Source organism: Streptomyces profundus (assembly GCF_020740535.1).
Classification (GTDB): Bacteria; Actinomycetota; Actinomycetes; order Streptomycetales; family Streptomycetaceae; genus Streptomyces; species Streptomyces profundus.
In genome coordinates, this window is the sequence record NZ_CP082362.1 from 818,878 (window position 1) to 835,551 (window position 16,674).

15 protein-coding genes are annotated in these 16,674 nt (G+C 74.6%); 8 read left to right on the plus strand and 7 right to left on the minus strand.

The annotated features are described in order from the left end of the window. Positions 1–8: 8 nt before the first annotated feature. Genes K4G22_RS03620 through K4G22_RS03635 form a run of 4 tightly spaced genes read left to right on the plus strand, consistent with a single transcriptional unit; the run spans position 9 to position 4,607 of the window. A complete protein-coding gene (locus K4G22_RS03620; RefSeq protein ID WP_228078207.1) occupies positions 9–1,376 on the plus strand; it encodes a S8 family serine peptidase in 1,368 nt (455 codons plus the stop codon). A 2-nt stretch (positions 1,377–1,378) separates the two neighbouring features. Further along, the gene (gene eccB / locus K4G22_RS03625) at positions 1,379–2,779 is read left to right on the plus strand and encodes a type VII secretion protein EccB (protein ID WP_228078208.1); all 1,401 of its coding nucleotides are present in this window, start codon (positions 1,379–1,381) and stop codon (positions 2,777–2,779) included. Continuing rightward, entirely contained in the window at positions 2,776–3,930 is a 1,155-nt protein-coding gene (locus K4G22_RS03630; protein WP_228078209.1) for a type VII secretion protein EccE, read from the plus strand. Before eccB ends, K4G22_RS03630 begins: the two co-directional genes overlap by 4 nt. Beyond that, positions 3,927–4,607: a hypothetical protein gene (locus K4G22_RS03635; RefSeq protein WP_228078210.1), complete on the plus strand. Its 681-nt coding sequence runs from the start codon at positions 3,927–3,929 to the stop codon at positions 4,605–4,607. Before K4G22_RS03630 ends, K4G22_RS03635 begins: the two co-directional genes overlap by 4 nt. A gap of 67 nt (positions 4,608–4,674) precedes the next feature. Here K4G22_RS03635 and K4G22_RS03640 read toward each other — a convergent pair whose 3' ends face one another. Genes K4G22_RS03640 through K4G22_RS31590 form a run of 3 tightly spaced genes read right to left on the minus strand, consistent with a single transcriptional unit; the run spans position 4,675 to position 7,371 of the window. Then, entirely contained in the window at positions 4,675–5,190 is a 516-nt protein-coding gene (locus tag K4G22_RS03640) for a hypothetical protein (protein ID WP_228078211.1), read from the minus strand. Between the two features lie 38 nt (positions 5,191–5,228). Next, complete coding sequence (locus K4G22_RS03645) at positions 5,229–6,197, minus strand: pirin family protein (RefSeq protein ID WP_228078212.1); 969 nt, start codon at positions 6,195–6,197, stop codon at positions 5,229–5,231. 49 nt (positions 6,198–6,246) lie between these two features. Continuing rightward, positions 6,247–7,371 carry a helix-turn-helix domain-containing protein gene (locus K4G22_RS31590; RefSeq protein WP_265590208.1) on the minus strand — a complete coding sequence of 375 codons (1,125 nt, stop codon included), beginning with the start codon at positions 7,369–7,371 and terminating at the stop codon, positions 6,247–6,249. Between the two features lie 250 nt (positions 7,372–7,621). Here K4G22_RS31590 and K4G22_RS03655 point away from each other — a divergent pair, with 250 nt between their 5' ends. From K4G22_RS03655 to K4G22_RS03665, 3 genes are all read left to right on the plus strand, one after another. Next, entirely contained in the window at positions 7,622–8,296 is a 675-nt protein-coding gene (locus K4G22_RS03655; protein WP_228078213.1) for a hypothetical protein, read from the plus strand. 250 nt (positions 8,297–8,546) lie between these two features. After that, positions 8,547–9,593 carry a LacI family DNA-binding transcriptional regulator gene (locus tag K4G22_RS03660; protein WP_228078214.1) on the plus strand — a complete coding sequence of 349 codons (1,047 nt, stop codon included), beginning with the start codon at positions 8,547–8,549 and terminating at the stop codon, positions 9,591–9,593. Positions 9,594–9,681: 88 nt separating this feature from the next. After that, positions 9,682–11,358, plus strand: a complete 1,677-nt coding sequence (locus tag K4G22_RS03665; protein ID WP_228078215.1) for a glycoside hydrolase family 13 protein — start codon at positions 9,682–9,684, stop codon at positions 11,356–11,358. Between the two features lie 60 nt (positions 11,359–11,418). Here K4G22_RS03665 and K4G22_RS03670 read toward each other — a convergent pair whose 3' ends face one another. Genes K4G22_RS03670 through K4G22_RS03680 form a run of 3 tightly spaced genes read right to left on the minus strand, consistent with a single transcriptional unit; the run spans position 11,419 to position 14,691 of the window. Beyond that, positions 11,419–11,799 (minus strand): GntR family transcriptional regulator, encoded by a 381-nt coding sequence (locus K4G22_RS03670; protein WP_425336594.1) that lies wholly within the window; start codon positions 11,797–11,799, stop codon positions 11,419–11,421. Between the two features lie 58 nt (positions 11,800–11,857). Continuing rightward, positions 11,858–13,177, minus strand: coding sequence for a lysine N(6)-hydroxylase/L-ornithine N(5)-oxygenase family protein (locus K4G22_RS03675; RefSeq protein ID WP_228078216.1), 1,320 nt, complete (start codon positions 13,175–13,177; stop codon positions 11,858–11,860). Next, entirely contained in the window at positions 13,174–14,691 is a 1,518-nt protein-coding gene (locus tag K4G22_RS03680) for a pyridoxal phosphate-dependent decarboxylase family protein (RefSeq protein ID WP_228078217.1), read from the minus strand. Before K4G22_RS03680 ends, K4G22_RS03675 begins: the two co-directional genes overlap by 4 nt. A 339-nt stretch (positions 14,692–15,030) precedes the next feature. Between K4G22_RS03680 and K4G22_RS03685 the strand changes: the two genes are divergently transcribed. Continuing rightward, positions 15,031–15,648, plus strand: coding sequence for a pyridoxamine 5'-phosphate oxidase family protein (locus K4G22_RS03685; RefSeq protein ID WP_228083933.1), 618 nt, complete (start codon positions 15,031–15,033; stop codon positions 15,646–15,648). A 53-nt stretch (positions 15,649–15,701) separates the two neighbouring features. Here the strand turns inward: K4G22_RS03685 and K4G22_RS03690 are convergent, their stop codons facing one another. Continuing rightward, positions 15,702–16,562, minus strand: a complete 861-nt coding sequence (locus tag K4G22_RS03690; RefSeq protein ID WP_228078218.1) for an esterase/lipase family protein — start codon at positions 16,560–16,562, stop codon at positions 15,702–15,704. Positions 16,563–16,674 lie beyond the last annotated feature (112 nt).

Sequence of the window (16,674 nt, forward strand, 5' to 3'; positions counted from 1 at the left end):
GGTCAGGGATGCGTGGAAGGTCGACCGTCGTGGTCGTCGCCCTGCTGGTCGTGGTCGCCGGGCCCGTGCCGCTGCCGGGTGTCGCCGGGCCGGCGGCGGCGGCCGAGCCGTGCCGGACCCAGGCGGGCGGCGAGGAGCTGCCGGACGGGGCCGGTCGGTATCCGCTGATCGACCAGCTGGGGCTGCCCCAGGCGTGGGATCTGGCCACCGGCGAGGGTGTCACGGTCGCCGTCGTCGACTCGGGTGTGGACGCCACCCACCCCGATCTCGCGGGGGCCGTCGCCCAGGGCAGCGAGTTCGCCGGCGTCGCCGACGAGCGGGAGTTCGAGCGGACCACCCCGCCGCCCGAGCAGGACTGTCTGGGCCATGGCACGGCGTTGGCCGGGCTGATCGCCGCCGGCCGGGCCGAGGGCGATCGCATCGCCGGGGTCGCGCCCGGCGCTTCTGTCCACCCGATCCGCGTCGCCGACGGCGTCGACCAGGCCACCCCGGGGCTGCTCGCCGCCGCGATCGACGAGGCGGTGGCGAGCGGGGCGGGCGTGCTCAACCTGTCCTTCGCCCGGCCCCACGACGACGACGCGGTGCGCGAGGCGATCGCCGACGCGCTGACCGCAGACGTGGTGGTCGTCGCCGCCATGGGCAACGAGAGCGGTCAGGGCCCCACCGGCGGCCGGATGTACCCGGCCGCCTACGACGACGTCATCGCCGTGGCCGCCGTGGACGCCGAAGGGGCGCCGTTGGACACCTCCAACAGCGGCCCCTGGGTCGATCTGGCCGGCTACGGCCAGGATCTGCCGGTGGTCGCCCCCGGCGGCTCGGGCTACCGCGTCGAGGGCGGCACCAGCATGGCCACCGCGCAGGTCTCGGCCACCGCGGCGCTGGTCAGATCCCGTTTCCCCGGGCTGACCGCCGATGAGGTGGGCCGCCGGCTGACCGGCTCGGCCACGCCGCTGGGCGGCGATGTCAACGACCGCACCGGCGCGGGTCTTGTCGACCCGTTCGGCGCGCTGACCCATCTCGGCGGCGGCGCAACCCAGGCCGACCCTGCCGACCCTGCCGACCCTGCCGACACCGCCGTTTCGCCGGGGTACATCCCGGTGCGCGCCGTGCCCACCGCCGAGCCGCCGCTGGACTCGGCGACGGCCACCGCGCTGGCCTGGAGCGGCGCGCTGCTGCTCGCCGTGGTCCTCGGCCTGCTCGCCGCGCCCGGGGTGCGCCGCTCGGTCCGGCGCGGCTGGCGCCCGGGGCGCCCCGAGGAGCTGGTCGCGCCACGGGCCAGGGCCAACGATCCGCCGCCGGCCGCCGGCCTCGCCCGACTCGCCGGCGAGGCCCCCGTCCCCAGCCCCCACTCCCCCGAACGGAGCCGGACACCGTAGCCATGGCCAGCACCCGCGAGCAGGCGGAGGCGTACGCGTACGCCAACCGCCGACTGTCCACCAGCCTCCTCAGAGGCGTCGACGAGGCCCGCCTCGATCCGCGCCGCCGGCACAACCGCGCGCTGGGCGGCGGGGTGGCCGTGGCCATCCTCGTCATGGCCGGGTTCGGCATCGTCGGCTGGCTCGGCGGCGGGCGCGGCCCCGACCTGCCGGCCGCCGGCGCGGTGGTGGCCGGCACCGGCGGCCATCCCTATGTGCTCACCGAGGGCGTCGCGCATCCCGCGCTCAACCTCGCCTCGGCCCTGCTGGCCGGCGGCGGCGAGCTGACCGAGGTGCGCGGGTCGACCCTCGACGAGGCCCCGCGCGGGCTGCCCGTCGGCATCCCGGGGGCCCCCGACGCGCTCCCGGGCGCCGACGATCTGCTGGACGGCGACTGGACGCTGTGCGCCACCCCTTCGGAGACCGGCGGCGATCCGCTGGAGACCGCCCTCTATGTCTCCGTGCCGGGCGTGGCGCCGGCCGGCCCCGGGGCGACACTGCTGGTGGAGTCGGAGCACGGCGGCCGGTGGCTGCTGACCGAGGGCCGCAGATACGCGCTGGTGGAGACGGCGGCCGAGGCACTGGCGCTGCGTCAGGAACCGGTGCGGCTGCCCAGGGCCGTGATCGCTACCCTCCCCGAGGCGCCGGCGATCACCATCCCCGAACCTGACGACGCGTGGGGCGAGGCGCCGTCGGCGGCCCTGCCGTTCGACGCCATGGTCGGGGATGTCGCCCACACGGCCGACGGCGGGCCGGCCAGACGGTGGTTCGTGGTGCGCCCCGACGGTCTGGTCCCGATCTCCGAGCTGGTCTACGCCCTGCTGGCGAGCACCGCCGGCGCCGACCACGAGATCAGCCCCACCGACGCGGTCGGCGCCCCCAGGTCGGCCGAGGCCCCGCCGGGCGAGTCGACGTGGCCGGAGGAGCTGCCCGTCGCCGACGCGCCGGAGCGCGACCGGCCCGTCTGCGTCAGCACCCCGCCGGGCAGCCGCCCGGGCGACGCGCCCTGGCAGGCGACCGCGCATCTGCCGCCGACCATGCCGGAGCCGACGGATGTCGCGCCGATCGAGGCGTCGCGCGGCGGGCGGCTCGGGCTGCTCGACCGCGTCTATGTGCCGGCGGGCGCCGGCGCCGTGGTCCGTTCCACCGCGTCCGGCGGCAGCGCCGGCACCTACACCCTGGTCACGGACGGGGGCATCGCCTATCCGCTCTCCTCGGCCGAGGCGGTGACCCGGCTGGGCTACGACCCGGCGACGGCGCCCTCGCTGCCGAGCGCCTACGTCGATCTACTGCCCACCGGGCCCGTCCTCGACCCGTGGGCCGCGGCCAGGGAGCAGGGCGGCGGAGCGGGGGCGGACGAGTGAGCGGGCGCGCGGGCCGCCAGCCGTTCGGCCGCGCCCGGCTGATCGCGGTGGAGGCGGGCGCGGGGACGGCCCTGGCCGGCGTGGCCTTCGGCGGCTGGCCGGGGCAGGCGCTGGCCGGCGCCGGCGTGGCGCTGGCGCTGGGCGCGCTGGCGCGCCGGGACGGGGCCTGGGCCAGTGGGTGGGCCCTCGCCCGGCTGCGCCGGGGCACCCTGGAACCGGCCAGCCCCGGCGCGCGCCCGCCCGGCGACGAGCTCGGCCTGGCCCAGGCCCTGCTGCCGGCGCTTGAGGTGGCCGAGGTCGCCGACCGCAACTTCCCCGCCGGGCTCGGCGTGATCTCCGACGGGCGCGGCCACGCCGCCGTGGCCGCGTTCCCCGGCGGGACGCTGCCGGCCATCCCGGCGGGGATCGTCGCCGAGTGGCTGGCCGACGATCCGGCGGGCCCGGCGGCGGCGCAGATCCTCGTCGAGCAGTTCTGCGTGCCGCCCTGGGACCTGCACCATCGCTTCCCGCCCACCGCGGCCTACCGTCAACTCCCGCACGGTGAGCGTCCGGTGGCCGTCCGTTCCTGGCTGGTGGTGCGTCACGAACCGCTGGCGGCGCCGGCGGCGGTGGCGCGGCGCGGCGGTGGGTCGGCCGGCGCGCGCGCCGCGGTGGCGGCGGCCACCGCCCGGCTGTGCGCCCGGCTGGCCGCGCACGGGGCGCCGACCACGCCGCTGAGCGGCGCCGAGGCGGCCGAGCTGCTGCGGCAGCTCGGCGACGCCGACGGCGAGGGCGAGGCCAGGGCCGGCGGCTGGGCCGGACGGGCCGCCACCCACCGGGTCCTGACCGCGCGGGTCGCCTCCGACGCCGACTGGCGGCGGCTGCTGTCGGGAATGGCGGCCTCCGGCGTCGAGCGCACGGTGGTGGCGGCCACGCTGACGCTGGTGGGCCGGACGCCGCGGGTCCGGTCGTGCGCGCGCCTGGTCAGCGGCCTCGCCCAGCACGCGGCGGCCAGGGGCGACCTGCTGCGCTCGGCCGGCGCCACCGGGCCGCCGGTCGCCGACCAGGCCGCCGGGGTGCTGGCCACCCTGCCCCTGGCCCATCCGGGCCGCCCGCTGGACGAGGCCATCGGCTTCGTCCCCGCCGCGCCCCGGGAGGGCACTGCCCGATGACGACCCCCGACCCGTCCACGCTGCCGGCCGCCGACTGGGCGGACGAGCTCCGTCCGTCCTTCCGTCTCGCCCCGGCCCACGCCGGGCTGCGGCTGGGCACCGACCTCGAAGGCCGGCCGGTCGACCTGCCGGCACCCGGCCCCGCCGGCAGCCGGATCGCGGTGTTCGGCGAATCGCTGTTCGGCCGGCTTGTCGCGCTGCGCCTGCTGGCCGTCGGCGCCCAGGTCACCGCCGTCACCCGGGTGCCCGAGCAGTGGCAGGGGCTTCGCGCCTCGGCCGGCGACCGGCTGCGGCTGGCCGAGGCGGGCGACGGCTGGCCCCGCCACCCGCCGGCCCCGCCCACCGTCGCGGCCGGGCCCCAGGCGCTGGTCACCGACCGGGGCGCGGCTCCGCCGGCCGCCCTGGCCGACGGGCCGTGGCGCACGGTCGTCCATGTCACGCGCGCCGTCCCGCGTCGCGCCGCCTTCTGGCAGCGGCCGGACGCGCTCCTCGCGCTCGACGCCGCGCACGCCCGGCAGGTCGGCCAGCTCCTCGGCGCCGGCGCCGCCGCCCATGTCTCGCGGCTGGCCCCCGGCGAGATCGTCCTCTTCCGGCCCACCGGCCCGCGGACGCTCCGCCTGGACATCTCCCCGGCCGAGACCGCGCTGTTGACCCCGCCCCAGGAGCCGGGCCCCTGACGCGGGACGGAGCGGCCGGCCGAAGGCTGCGGTGTCGGTGGTCTCCCGCGCGGCCCGTTCGCCGTCGTCATGGACGCCCGGGCGTCGCGGCCACCAGCGAGGCGCGCGTCCGGCCGACGGCGCGCAGCACCTCGTCCCGGTTCCTGGCGCGTTTGACCCAGGCCGGCAGCCGGGCCACCAGCGTCAGCCGCTGGCCGGTGTCGTACCAGGCCGCTCGTTCCCGCAGCGGCGCCTGGACGAAGCGGCGGATCAGGTCGAGGTGTTCGGGGTCGTACGCCCACAACCACCCGTGCCGGGTCTCGGCCCGGAGCCAGAGCGGCATCCCGAAGTACGGATCGGTCGCTGGTCGGGCCGGGCCGGGAGAGAGGCCGCCGTCGCCGCCGCTCCCCTCCCGTGACAGCCCGCAGCCGCGACAGACCAGGCGTCGCGGCCGGAACGCCGTCCGGCCTCCGGGAGCGCGGTCCTCAGGCCCCGGGACGACACGGGCCGCCCGCTCGCACCCGGGGCAGCGCACCATGATCAGGCCCATGAAGTCGTACGCGCTGCCGCGCGGGTCCAGGAACCGACCGGAGGACGAGGCCATCGGGTGCGTACGCGTCAGCCGCTGCCCGGGGCCGCGGGTCAGCGGGCCCGTCCGCGGGGCTTCAGGGGGGTGGGCGGCAGCGGGGGCGCTGCCAGGGGCGGCCCCTCATAGCCCTCGACGGTGCCGAACCGCGCACCCGCCGCCCAGTCGTCCCGCGCCCGCTCGATCTCCTGCCGCGTCCGCCCGACGAAGTTCCACCACATCAACAGCTGTTCCTCGAACGGGAGGCCGCCCAGCAGCAGCACGGCCGCTTCGGTGTCGGCGCGGACCGGGAGGTCCTGACGGCCCTCGCCCAGGTAGAGGAGGGATCCAGGGGCGAGCCGGACGCCGTCGATCTCGGACTCGCCCGAGATGGTCAACGCGGCGTACTCGAAGTCCGGTTCCAGGGGCAGCCGGGCGTCCGTGCCGGCGGCGAGCGTCAGGTCGGCGCCGACCAGCGGGGTGTAGGTGGTGCCCGGCGAGGCGGCGCCGTCCAGCGTGCCGAGCAGCACGGTGGCCGACAGGCCGCCACCGCCCGTCACCCGGGGCAGCTCGGCGTGGAACTCGAACGCCGGGGCGGTGTGCCGGTGTTCGTCGGGCAGCGCCACCCAGAGCTGGGCGCCGTGCAGGATCGGCGCGTCGCGGTGCGGGCGCGGGGACTCCTCGGAGTGCGCGATGGCCCGGCCCGAGGTCATCAGGCCGAGCTGGCGTGGCCCGATGACGCGCAGACTGCCCAGGCTGTCGCGGTGCACCACCTCGCCGGCGTGCAGCCAGCTGACCGTCTGGAGGCCGATATGCGGATGCGGCGGCACCCGCATCCCCGGTGCGTCGGTGATGTCGTCGGGGCCGTAGTGGTCGACGAAGCACCAGGCGCCGACCATGCGGCGGCCCAGGGTCGGCAGCAGGCGGCGGACGACGGTGCTCTCGCCGAGCGGGACCCGTCGCCCCTCCTGGAGCACGCGCACCGGGCCCGTGTGGTGGGCGGCGCCGCAGAGGGTGGGAGCGGGGCGCTGGTCGAGGTTGCTCATGGGGCGATCCTGCCGCAACCGGGGGCGAATCGGGCCGATCCGCCGCCGGTCAACCGCTCGTCCAGCCGCCGGACTCGGGGAAGTGGACCAGGGCCTCGGCGGAGCCGCCGCCGCTGGTGCGGAACGGCACCCCGCCGTCGTCGACACGCAGGGTGCCGCTGCGGTCCCCCGCGCTCCACTCCAGCTCGATGTACCAGTCGCAGTCGCAGCCGGCGGTGCGCGCCTCCACCCGCAGGACCAGCGGCTCATCCAGGCTGACCGAGAACGGGAGGGTGGGCGCCGGGAGGTCCTCCCCCGCCTCGCCGTCGCGGCCGTCCCTGGGCCTCGGCACGGGGCGTTCGGCGTCCAGGTCCACCTCGTAGGCGGCCGGGGTGAGGGCACCGCCGCAGCCGGGGGACATGTCGTAGGCCGTCCAGTCCAGCGGCGCGCGCCGCTCGGCGACCCGGATGTGCAGCGCCCCGATCACCACGGGATCGGTCGTGGTGCCCCGGACGGTGGCCTCCACGATGGTGGACTCCCCGTGCACCGCGCCCTGTTCGAGCGCCCAGCGCTCGGCGTCCTGGGCCGGCGGGGGCGGGGGCACCCGGCTCGGATCGCGGTCCACGAGGTAGCGGTGGGCGCAGCCCTCGGCCCAGACGTGCGAACGGGCGCTGTAGTCCAGCGGCGCGGCGGCGGCCGGCTCTTCGGCGTCGGCCGAGCCGGCGGCCGGGCGGTGGGAGGAGCGGGCGTCGGCGTCCGGGTCGCCGGGGCCGAGGGACCAGAACACGCCTAATCCGACGAGCGCCACGACGATCGCCGCCGCCAGCCACAGCGGGCGCCGCCTGGGGGCGTGCGCCGGCGCGGGGACGGGCGCCGGCGGGTCGACGGGCGCCGGCGGGTCGGACTCGGCGTCACCGGCCGGTTCGGGCCCCGGCGGGGCGGCGCGGCCCCTGGCGCTGTCGGCCAGCAGCCAGAGCCGGTGCAGCTCCAACAGCTCGTCCGGCCGGGCGCCGCAGGCGCGCGCCAGGCGCTCGACGGGCGCGTAGTCGGCCGGCAGCACCGCGCCCGAGCAGTAGCGGTGCAGCGTCGAGGTGCTGGTGTGCGTCCGTTTGGCCAGGCTGCCGAAGCTCTGCCCCGAGCGCTCCTTGAGCGCGCGCAGCCGGGCCGCGAAGACGTCGGTCGACGTGTTTCCCATCCGTTCTCCCCCGTGTGCCGTGTCCCGTGCGGCGTGCCGTGCCGTGTCCCGCCCGGTGTCCCGCCCGGCGTCCCGTTCCGCGTTCCAGGGACATCACATTGTCCGACGTCAGAGCCCCCTTCGGCGTTCCACCATCCCAGATGCCACCGGGACGCTTGCGGCCGGGAGCCGGCCGGCCACACGCTGCCCCCGAAGTATCCATTCGATGATCATTTCGATGACTCGACAACACCCGAGGGGGGATGGAGCCATGCGGCACACGCGATTCTCCGGACGCGGCCTGGCACTCACGATCGGCGCGGCCGTCGGAGCCTGTGCGTTGGCCTCGACGACGCTGGCGACCACGGCCACCGCCGACGAGGCGAGGGCCACCGCCGAGGAGGCGGTGGCCGACGCGATACCGGACACCGCCTTCGTCACCCCGGACGAACTGCCGGCGCACGAGTGGGGCTGGTACGCCGGGGGTCCGGGCGAGGGGCGGCCCGAGGTGCCGGTGTTCTGCTTCGGGGCGCTGCTGCCCGACGCGTACGACGGCACCACGGCGCACCAGGAGTACTGGACGGAGTTGGACGCCACCGCCACCCAGGTGGTGGTGGACCTCGGCGACGAGAACGAGGCGGCCGGCCTGGTCGAGGTGCTGCACGAGGCGGGCACCGACTGCGCCTCCGACTGGCTGTGGCAGAACCCCGGGGGCACCGCCTCCTGGGACGAGTTCGGCGAGTTGGCGGACGCGGACTACGGCCGGATCTTCGGCGTGTGGACCGCGCCCGTGGAGGCCGGATACGACGTCAACCTGTTCGCCGTGATCCAGGACGGGAGCAAGGTCACGGTGGTTCGCTGGGGCCAGATGGGCACACTGTCACAGGCGCCGGTGGCGGAGTTCAGGGAGACCGCCGAGGCGGCGCTCGATCGGTTGAACGACTGACCGACCGGGTCAGGCCTGCTGTCGGCCCGGCCGTTCGGCGCCAGCGGGCGCCGGCGGTCGGGCCGTGGCATGTGACTGCCACGATGCATACGTTTACAGGGTTGCCTGTCGGGGTTTCAGCTACGGTGAGGGTGGTAACCGGCTGCCACTTGGCCTGAGTTGGCCAAAAGCACAAGATCTTTTCATGTAAGCGATTGCATTCCCTCGGGGATCGGCAGTACGTTCGGCTCACTGCCGTGATCGGAGGGTTATGGCCGCGAGCATCATGGATGTGGCTCGGCGCGCGGAGGTCTCCACCGCGACCGTCTCCCGTGCCCTGCGCGGGCTGCCGAACGTGTCGGAGGCGACGCGTGCGCGCGTGCTGCGCGCCGCCGAGGAGCTGTCGTACTCGATCTCACCGCACGCCTCCTCGTTGGCGTCCGGGCGCACGGGGACGGTCGGCGTCGTCCTGCCGTTCGTCAACCGCTGGTTCTACAGCCAGGTGCTCTCCGGGATCGACTCGGTGCTCCGCGCCCACGATCTGGATCTGCTGCTGTACAACCTCGGGGACGAGCGGGTGCACGAGCGGTTCTTCGCCCGGATGCCGCTGCGGCGCAGGGTGGACGCGCTGATCGTGCTCAACCTCCCGCTGGCCGCCGCCGAGAGCGAGGCGCTGGTGTCGATGGAGGTGCCGATCGCCGTGCTCGGCACCCGCATTCCCGGCTGTTGGCACGTCTCCATCGACAACGCGGAGGGCGCGAGCACCGCCGTCCGGCATCTCATCAACCTGGGGCACCGCAGGATCGGTATGATCACGGCCGCCCCCGGAGATCCCCGGGGCTTCACCAGCCCGATCGTTCGCCAGCACGCCTACCGCACGGTGCTCGCGCAGGCCGGGATTCCCTACGACCCGGATCTTGAAGTGCCGGGCCATCTGAGTATCGACAAGGGTGCGTCAGCGATGGCACAGCTGCTGAGCCTGCCGGTGCCGCCCACCGCCGTCTTCGCGGAGTCGGACCAGATGGCGTTCGGCGCCCTGCGGACGTTGGGCCGCATGGGGCTTCGCGCCCCCCACGATGTCTCGGTCATCGGGTTCGACAACCACGAGACGGCCGAGCTGCTCGATCTCACCACGATCGCGCAACCCGTAGCCCACCAGGGCGAGTTGCTCGCCGGCCAGATACTGGACGCACTGTCTGGCAGCAGCGAGGAGCCCGCCCAGGTGGTGGTGCCGACCCGGCTGGTCGTCCGGGGCACCACCGGCGCGGCTAGGGAACATCCGCCCCGATATCACTCCACTACCTCGGCCGGGACCTGAACCGGACCAGCACAGCCGCACAACCGCGCGGTGAGCCGCCCCCGACCGCGCATCTCCCAGGGTCAACTCGCAAGAGGATGGAAGATACGTGCCCCGCACCCGCACAGACCAGAAGTCGGCCACGCCATGGTGGCGTGACGCCGTCATCTACCAGGTCTACATCAGAAGCTTCGCCGACGGCAACGGCGACGGAGTCGGCGATATCGCCGGCCTCCGCGCGCGGTTGCCCTACCTCCAGGAACTGGGGGTGGACGCGCTGTGGATCAATCCCTGGTACCCCTCCCCGATGGCGGACGGCGGCTATGACGTCGCCGACTACCGCAGCATCGACCCGCTCTTCGGCACGCTCGCCGAGGCCGAGGAGCTGATCGCCGAGGCGCACACCCGCGGGATGCGCGTCGTGCTGGACATCGTCCCCAACCACACGTCGGACCAGCACCGTTGGTTCGTCGAGGCGCTGGCGTCGCCGCCGGGATCGCCGGAGCGGGACCGCTATCTCTTCAGGGACGGCACGGGACCCGACGGTTCGCGTCCGCCCAACGACTGGCGCAGCCGGTTCGGCGGGCCGGCCTGGACCAGGGTCACCGAGGCGGACGGCAGCCCCGGGCAGTGGTTCCTGCATCTGTTCGCCGCCGAACAGCCCGATCTCAACTGGGCCAGCCGGGAGGTGCGCGCCGAGTTCGAGGCCATCCTGCGGTTCTGGTTCGACCGGGGCGTGGACGGCTTCCGCATCGATGTCGCGCACGGCCTGGCGAAGGATCCGGCGCTGCCCGATCTGGGCATCCCCGACGACGCGCTGTTCGAACACGAGCGGCACAAGGAGGACCACCCGCACTGGGACCAGGAGGGGGTCCACGAGATCTACCAGACCTGGCGGAAGATCGCGGACTCCTACGCGGGCGACCGGCTCTTCGTGGCCGAGGCGCACGTCCGGGAGGACCGGCTGGTCGACTACCTGCGCCAGGACGAGCTGCACACCGCGTTCAACTTCCCCTTCCTGAAGTCCTCCTGGGAGCCGAACGCGATGCGGGAGGTGATCGACCGCGCCGTGACCGGCCTGGCGGCCGTGGACGCGCCGCCCACCTGGGTGCTCTCCAACCACGATGTGCCCCGGCATGTGACCCGTTACGGGCGCGGCGACACCCAGACGCACGAGCACGACGTCGGGGCCGGGCCCGCCGATCTGGAGCTCGGCACCCGCAGGGCCAGGGCGGCGGCGCTGCTGACGCTGGCCCTGCCCGGGAGCGCCTACCTCTACCAGGGCGAGGAGCTGGGCCTGTGGGAGGTGGAGGACCTCCCAGACGAGGTGCTCGCCGACCCCACCTGGAAGCGGTCGGGCGGCACGGTGCGCGGCCGGGACGGCTGTCGGGTGCCGCTGCCGTGGTCGGGGCTCGACGGCCCGTTCGGTTTCGGCCCCAAGGGCACCGAGGCGTGGCTGCCGCAGCCGGCGGAGTGGAAGACCCTGACGGCGCAGGCGCAGTCCGGCATTCCCTGGTCGATGTTGGAGCTGTACCGCTCGGCGCTGCGGCTGCGCAGGGAGCAGTCGGGGTTCGACAGCGGCACGCTGCGCTGGCTGGAGATGCCGGAGGGGGTGCTGGCCTTCGAGCGGTCCCCCGTGCTGCGGTGCGCGGTGAACTTCTCGGGTGAGCCGTTCCCGCTGCCGAAGAACTGGGGCGTGCTGCTGGCCAGCGAGCGGATCACCGGCGGCCAGCTGCCGGCGGACACCACCGTCTGGCTCTGGGGCGGCGGCTCGTCCCGGGGCTGAGCGGCGCCGTGGCGTCGACTCCCGTTCCCGCGACGGGGGTCGACGGCCTGGGCGGCCGGGTCAGTCGGCCTGGTAGGCGGCGCGCACGGCGTCGGACGCGGCGGCCAGGGCGGCGTCCCGGTCCAGGCCGAGGCGCCGCACCCGCCGCGCGTAGGTCTCGGCCGCCGCTGCCGCCTCACGCGCGGCGGCGGCCCTGGCGGGGGCGACAAAGGTGCCCTGCCGGCCCCTCGTCTCCACCACGCCGTCGGCCTCCAGCGTCCGGTACGCCTTGGCCACGGTGCCGGCGGCGACGCCGAGTTCGGCGGCGAGGGCCCGCACCGTCGGGAGTCTGAACCCCACGGGGAGCGTGCCGCCGCGCGCCTGCTCGGAGACCTGCCCGCAGAGCTGCTCGTAGGGCGGCGTGGATGAGTCGGGGTCGATACGCACTGTCATCCCGTTCATCCCGCTGATTCTGCCGCACCGGAGCGCCGCGTTCCGAACCTGTCCACGGGCGCCGGGCTCAGCGGCCCGGATCGGGTCCGAACGTCTGGAACGCGGTGCTGCGCGGGATGCGGAAGACCTCCCTGCCGGTCACCGCGTTCAGGATCAGCGCGCTGCGGTAGGCGCCGATGCCCAGGTCGGGCGCGGCGGCGCCGTGCGTGTGCAGTTCGGCGTTCTGCACGAAGAGCCCGCCGGTGACCTCGGGGGCCGTGGCCACCCGGTGCCCCTCGGAGACGTCGTAACGGCCGTGCTCGTCCCAGGCGATGAGCTTCTCCACCGGGGCCAGACAGTCGGGGCGGCGGGCGGCGTAGCCGGTGGCGGCGACGACCGCCCCGGTGTCGCGGGTGGCCTCCCGTTCGGTGTCGGCGTGCCGGGTGGTGAGGCGCACTCCCCCGCCGTCCGGCAGCGCCTCGGCGCCCAGGACCGCGGTGGCGGGGAGCAGCGTGACGGGGGGCCGGTCGCCGTCCAGCAGGTGGTCGTACAGCTCCTGGTGGATCAGGTCGATGGTCTCGCTGTCGATGCCCTTGTAGAGCTGCCACTGGGAGGTGATCAGCCGGTCCCTGGTCTCGGGCGGCAGGGCGTTGAAGTACCGCATGTAGGCGGGGGTGGTGTACTCCAGGACCAGCTTGGAGTAGTCGAGCGGCGCGAAGCCCCAGGAGCGGGTGAGCCAGCTGACGGCCCAGCCGGCGGCGCGCTGGCGGCGCAGCAGGTCGAGGAAGACCTCGGCGCCCGACTGTCCCGAGCCGACGACCGTGATCTCGCGGGCGCCCGCCTCGGCCAGCGCGTCGATCCGGTGCAGGTACTCGCCGGAGTGGAACACCCGCTCGCCGGCGAGCCGGCGCAGCGGTTCGGGGAGCGCCGGCTGGGTGCCGACGCCGAGCACCAGGTGGCGGGCCAGCTGGTGGCGGGTGACGCCGGTGGCCGTGTCACGCAGGCTGAGCCGCCAGCGTTCCCGGTCCTCCTGCCAGACCACCTCGGTCACCTCGGTGCCGAAGTGGCAGCCGGGCAGCCTGGCGGCGGCCCAGGCGCAGTAGTCGGCGTACTCGCGGCGCGGCACATGGAAGCGTTCGGCGATGTAGAAGGGGTACATCCGGTCGTGCTCGACCAGGTAGTTGAGGAAGGACCAGCGGCTGGTGGGGCGGATCAGCGAGACCAGATCGGCCAGGAAGCCCACCTGGAGCGACGCCCAGTCGAACATCAGCCCGGGATGCCAGTCGTAGCTCTCGCGCCGGTCGAAGGCGGCGAACCGCAGCTCGGGCAGTTCGTCGGCCAGCGCCGACAGGGCGAGGTTGAACGGGCCGATGCCCACCGCCGCGAGGTCGAGTTCCGGTTCGCTCACGCGTAGTCCTCCGTCTCCACGGCTCGTCCGGCCGCGTCCACGGCGGCCAGCAGCTCCTGGATGTCGTCCTTGGTCGCCTGCGGGTTGAGCAGGGTGAGTTTCAGCCGCACCCGACCGGTCTCCGACGTCCCCGCGAGGTCGTCGGTGCGGCCTATCAGGGCGCGGCCCTGGCGCAGCAGCCGGCGGCGGAGCGCGCCGTTGATGGCGTCGGCGTGCGCCCGGTTGGCCTCGGCCGGCCGGTAGCGGAAGACCACGGTGGTGAGCACCGGGGTGGCGACCAGCTCCAGGCGCGGGTGGTCCTTGATGGCGTCCGCCGCGTGCAGCGCCAGGTCGTGGCAGGAGTCCAGCAGGGCGCCGACGCCGCGTCGGCCCAGCGCCAGGAAGGTGGCGACCACCTTGAGGGCGTCGGCCCTGCGGGTGGTGGCCAGGCTGTGGCCGAGCAGCCCGTCGTAGCCGGCGGCGCCGTCGTCGTCCGGGTTGAGGTAGGCGACCCGCAGCCCGGTGCTGGCGGTGAGGTCGGTGCCCTCCCGCACCAGGAGCACACTGGCCGCGGCCGGCTGCCAGGCGGTCTTGTGCAGGTCGATGGTGATCGAGTCGGCCGCCTCAAGACCCTTCAGCAGGGGACGCAGCCGGTCGGAGAAGAGCGCGCCGCCCCCGTAGGCGGCGTCCACATGCAGCCGCGCCCCGTGCCGCCGGGCGACGGCGGCCAGCTCGGGGAGCGGGTCGATGGAGCCGTAGTCGGTGGTCCCCGCGGTGGCGACCACGGCGATGGGCAGCTCGTTCTCGGCGCGTTCGGCGAGGGCCCGCTCCAGCGTCTCGGGGGCCATCCGACGGTCGGCGTCGGCGGGGAGCGGGCGCACCGCGTCCTCGCCCAGGCCCAGCACGGCGCAGGCCCTGGCCACCGAGAAGTGCGCCAACTCCGAGCAGTAGACGACTGGTTGGACGTCCACTCCGACCAGGCCCAGGAGCCTGACGTCGCGTCGGGCGCCGAGCGCGGCGTCCCTGGCGATCAGCAGGGCCTGGAGGTTGGACGCGGTGCCGCCCGGGGTGAGCACCCCGTCGGCGCGCGGGCCGTAGCCGGCCAGCGCGGTCAGGGCGCGCACCAGCCGGCTCTCCAGCTCGACCGCGTAGGGGCCGCTGTCCCAGGTGTCGACGGAGGCGTTGAACGCGGAGGCCAGCACGTCGGTCGCGGTGGCCACGCCCAGGGCCGGCGGCTGGAGGTGCGCGGCGGCGCGGGGGTCGGCGAGGTCGACGGTGTAGGTGGCGTAGGCGCGGGCCAGGGCGAGCAGCGCGTTCCGGCCGCCGCCCTCGGCCGGCAGCGGCCCTTCGGGGAGCTGGCCGTCGACCACATGGGCCAGCTCGGTGGGGGTCATGGGCGGCAGCGGCCCGCCTCTGCGGCGCAGCGCTTTGGCGGCTTCACTGGTCAACTCGCCTACCAGGCGCCCGACTTCCGCGATTCCCTCGGGATCGGCGGCCAGCAGGGCGGGTTCCAGCAGGGGGGCGGGCACGGGCACGGTTGTTGCGTGGCCGGACATGCTCATGAGTCGGTGACGTCCCTTGTCTCGGGTGTCGCGGCAGTCTGGGGAGGCTGTCTCGTGGGGGAGGCCCGGCGGTGGCGGGCGGGATCAATGGGGTTGTCAGGGGGAACGGCGTTGTCCAGGACCGACGTTGGCGGCGCGGCCCGGCGCGGCGACCCCACGATAATTTAGGTTAGGCACACCTAAGTTTGTCAACTGGGCCGTCCCACCACCCGAGACGTCCGTCCCCGCCCCAACCCCTCGGGGACGACCGGGCGTACGCTCGTGACCAGTGAGGGACGCGCCGAGAGGGGAAGCACCGTGAGCCTGGAGGACATGCGCGAGGTCACCACGGAGGCCGAGCTCGTCGAGCTGGTCGGCGAGCCCAAGCCCTACACCCGCGACAAGGTCCGCACCTCGCTCCACCCACTGGACCGCGCGTGGTTGGCCGCCTCGCCGCTCTGTCTGGTCGCCACCTCGGCCGCCGACGGCAGCTGCGACGTCTCCCCCAAGGGCGATCCGGCCGGCCTGGCCCTGGTGTTGGACGACCACACCCTCGTCATCCCCGAACGCCCCGGCAACAGACGGGTCGACGGGTTCCGCAACATCCTGAGCAACCCGCGGGTGGGGTTGATCTTCCTGCTGCCGGGCCGGGGGGACACCCTGCGGGTCAACGGACGCGCCCGGATCGTGCGCGAGGCGCCGTTCTTCGACCGGCTGGTGGTGCGTGGCAACCGGCCCCGGCTGGCGCTGGTGGTCTCGATCGACGAGGTGTTCCACCACTGCGCCAAGGCTTTTCTGCGCTCCCGCGCCTGGGAGCCGGAGAGCTGGCAGCCCGAGGCACTGCCCTCCAGGGCGCGGTTCTCGAAGGCCCTGGAGCGGCACGACGAGCCCATCGAGGCGCTGGAGGAGCACTACGGGGCGGGCTATCGGGAGCGCCTCTACCAGGACTGAGACCGCCGAGGTCCCCGCCGGGACGGGGCCCCTCGACAGCCGTCGGCGGGGCGCTACTCCGACAGGAGCCGGCAGTCGGCGGGCTCGGCGTTGGCCGGGTCCAGGGCGTTGGCCACCTCCTGGAAGGCCATCCGGTCGCCGAGCACGAGGGCCATGTGCCCCGACTCGTTCTCCGGGCAGAGCTCCTGGAGCAACACGTTGGTGACGCCCGGCTCGTCGATGAACTGCGTCTCGTACGGGGTGATCACCTGGTCGTGCTCGGTGCCGATCACGGTGTACTCGACGCCGGGCAGGGTGTAGCCGCCCGCGTTGAGCCCGGTGATGAACTCCGAGCCGACCATCTGCTGGAGCAGCACCGGGGAGTGCTCGTCCAGGAACGCGGTGAGCCCAGGGACGAGATCCAGCAGCCCGATCAGCCCGCTGGCCGTGGTGCCGTTGGTGCTGGGCGCGAGGGCGATCAGCGCGTTGACCCGGTCGGCGCCGTCGGCGTGGTGCTTCAGGTAGTAGCGCGGCATCATCCCGCCCTGCGAGTGGCCGACGATGTCCACCTCGTCGGCCCCCGTGGTGGCGAGCACCCCGTCGACGAACGTGGCGAGCTGGGCGGCCGAGCCCTCGATGGGCGCCAGCCCGTGCAGGATCGGCACACCGGACATCTGCCCGTAGTCCAGCGAGTAGACGCAGTACCCGCGCTCCACCAGATAGGGCGCGAGGCCGAGCCAGCTCAGCCACGCGTTACCCCCGGTGCCGTGCACCAGGACCACGGGACGGTCGTGCTCGGACGCGCAGTTCCGCTTGTTCCAGCCGCCGTCGCCGCTCGCCGCGGCGCTGCTGCCGGCCGGCAGCAGGGTCAGGGGGGCGATCAGCAGGGCGGAGAGAAGGGCCCCCCGGAGCCGTCTTGATCGCTTCCGCCGCATTCGTAACAGCATGGATGTCCCCTCAACTGGAGTGATCGGTAGGCGGTTTCCGATCGCAACGCGAAAACCTCTGCCAAATTACGGAGCGGTAACCCCTGAGCACACATCGACA

What these genes read in the sequence shown, in the direction of transcription:
- K4G22_RS03620 (WP_228078207.1), top strand. Translation starts at nt 9, where the DNA reads ATGCGTGGAAGGTCGACCGTCGTGGTCGTCGCCCTGCTGGTCGTGGTC.
- eccB (WP_228078208.1), top strand. Translation starts at nt 1,379, where the DNA reads ATGGCCAGCACCCGCGAGCAGGCGGAGGCGTACGCGTACGCCAACCGC.
- K4G22_RS03635 (WP_228078210.1), top strand. Translation starts at nt 3,927, where the DNA reads ATGACGACCCCCGACCCGTCCACGCTGCCGGCCGCCGACTGGGCGGAC.
- K4G22_RS03640 (WP_228078211.1), bottom strand. Translation starts at nt 5,190, where the DNA reads ATGGCCTCGTCCTCCGGTCGGTTCCTGGACCCGCGCGGCAGCGCGTAC.
- K4G22_RS03645 (WP_228078212.1), bottom strand. Translation starts at nt 6,197, where the DNA reads ATGAGCAACCTCGACCAGCGCCCCGCTCCCACCCTCTGCGGCGCCGCC.
- K4G22_RS31590 (WP_265590208.1), bottom strand. Translation starts at nt 7,371, where the DNA reads ATGGGAAACACGTCGACCGACGTCTTCGCGGCCCGGCTGCGCGCGCTC.
- K4G22_RS03655 (WP_228078213.1), top strand. Translation starts at nt 7,622, where the DNA reads ATGCGGCACACGCGATTCTCCGGACGCGGCCTGGCACTCACGATCGGC.
- K4G22_RS03660 (WP_228078214.1), top strand. Translation starts at nt 8,547, where the DNA reads ATGGCCGCGAGCATCATGGATGTGGCTCGGCGCGCGGAGGTCTCCACC.
- K4G22_RS03670 (WP_425336594.1), bottom strand. Translation starts at nt 11,799, where the DNA reads ATGAACGGGATGACAGTGCGTATCGACCCCGACTCATCCACGCCGCCC.
- K4G22_RS03685 (WP_228083933.1), top strand. Translation starts at nt 15,031, where the DNA reads ATGCGCGAGGTCACCACGGAGGCCGAGCTCGTCGAGCTGGTCGGCGAG.
- K4G22_RS03690 (WP_228078218.1), bottom strand. Translation starts at nt 16,562, where the DNA reads ATGCGGCGGAAGCGATCAAGACGGCTCCGGGGGGCCCTTCTCTCCGCC.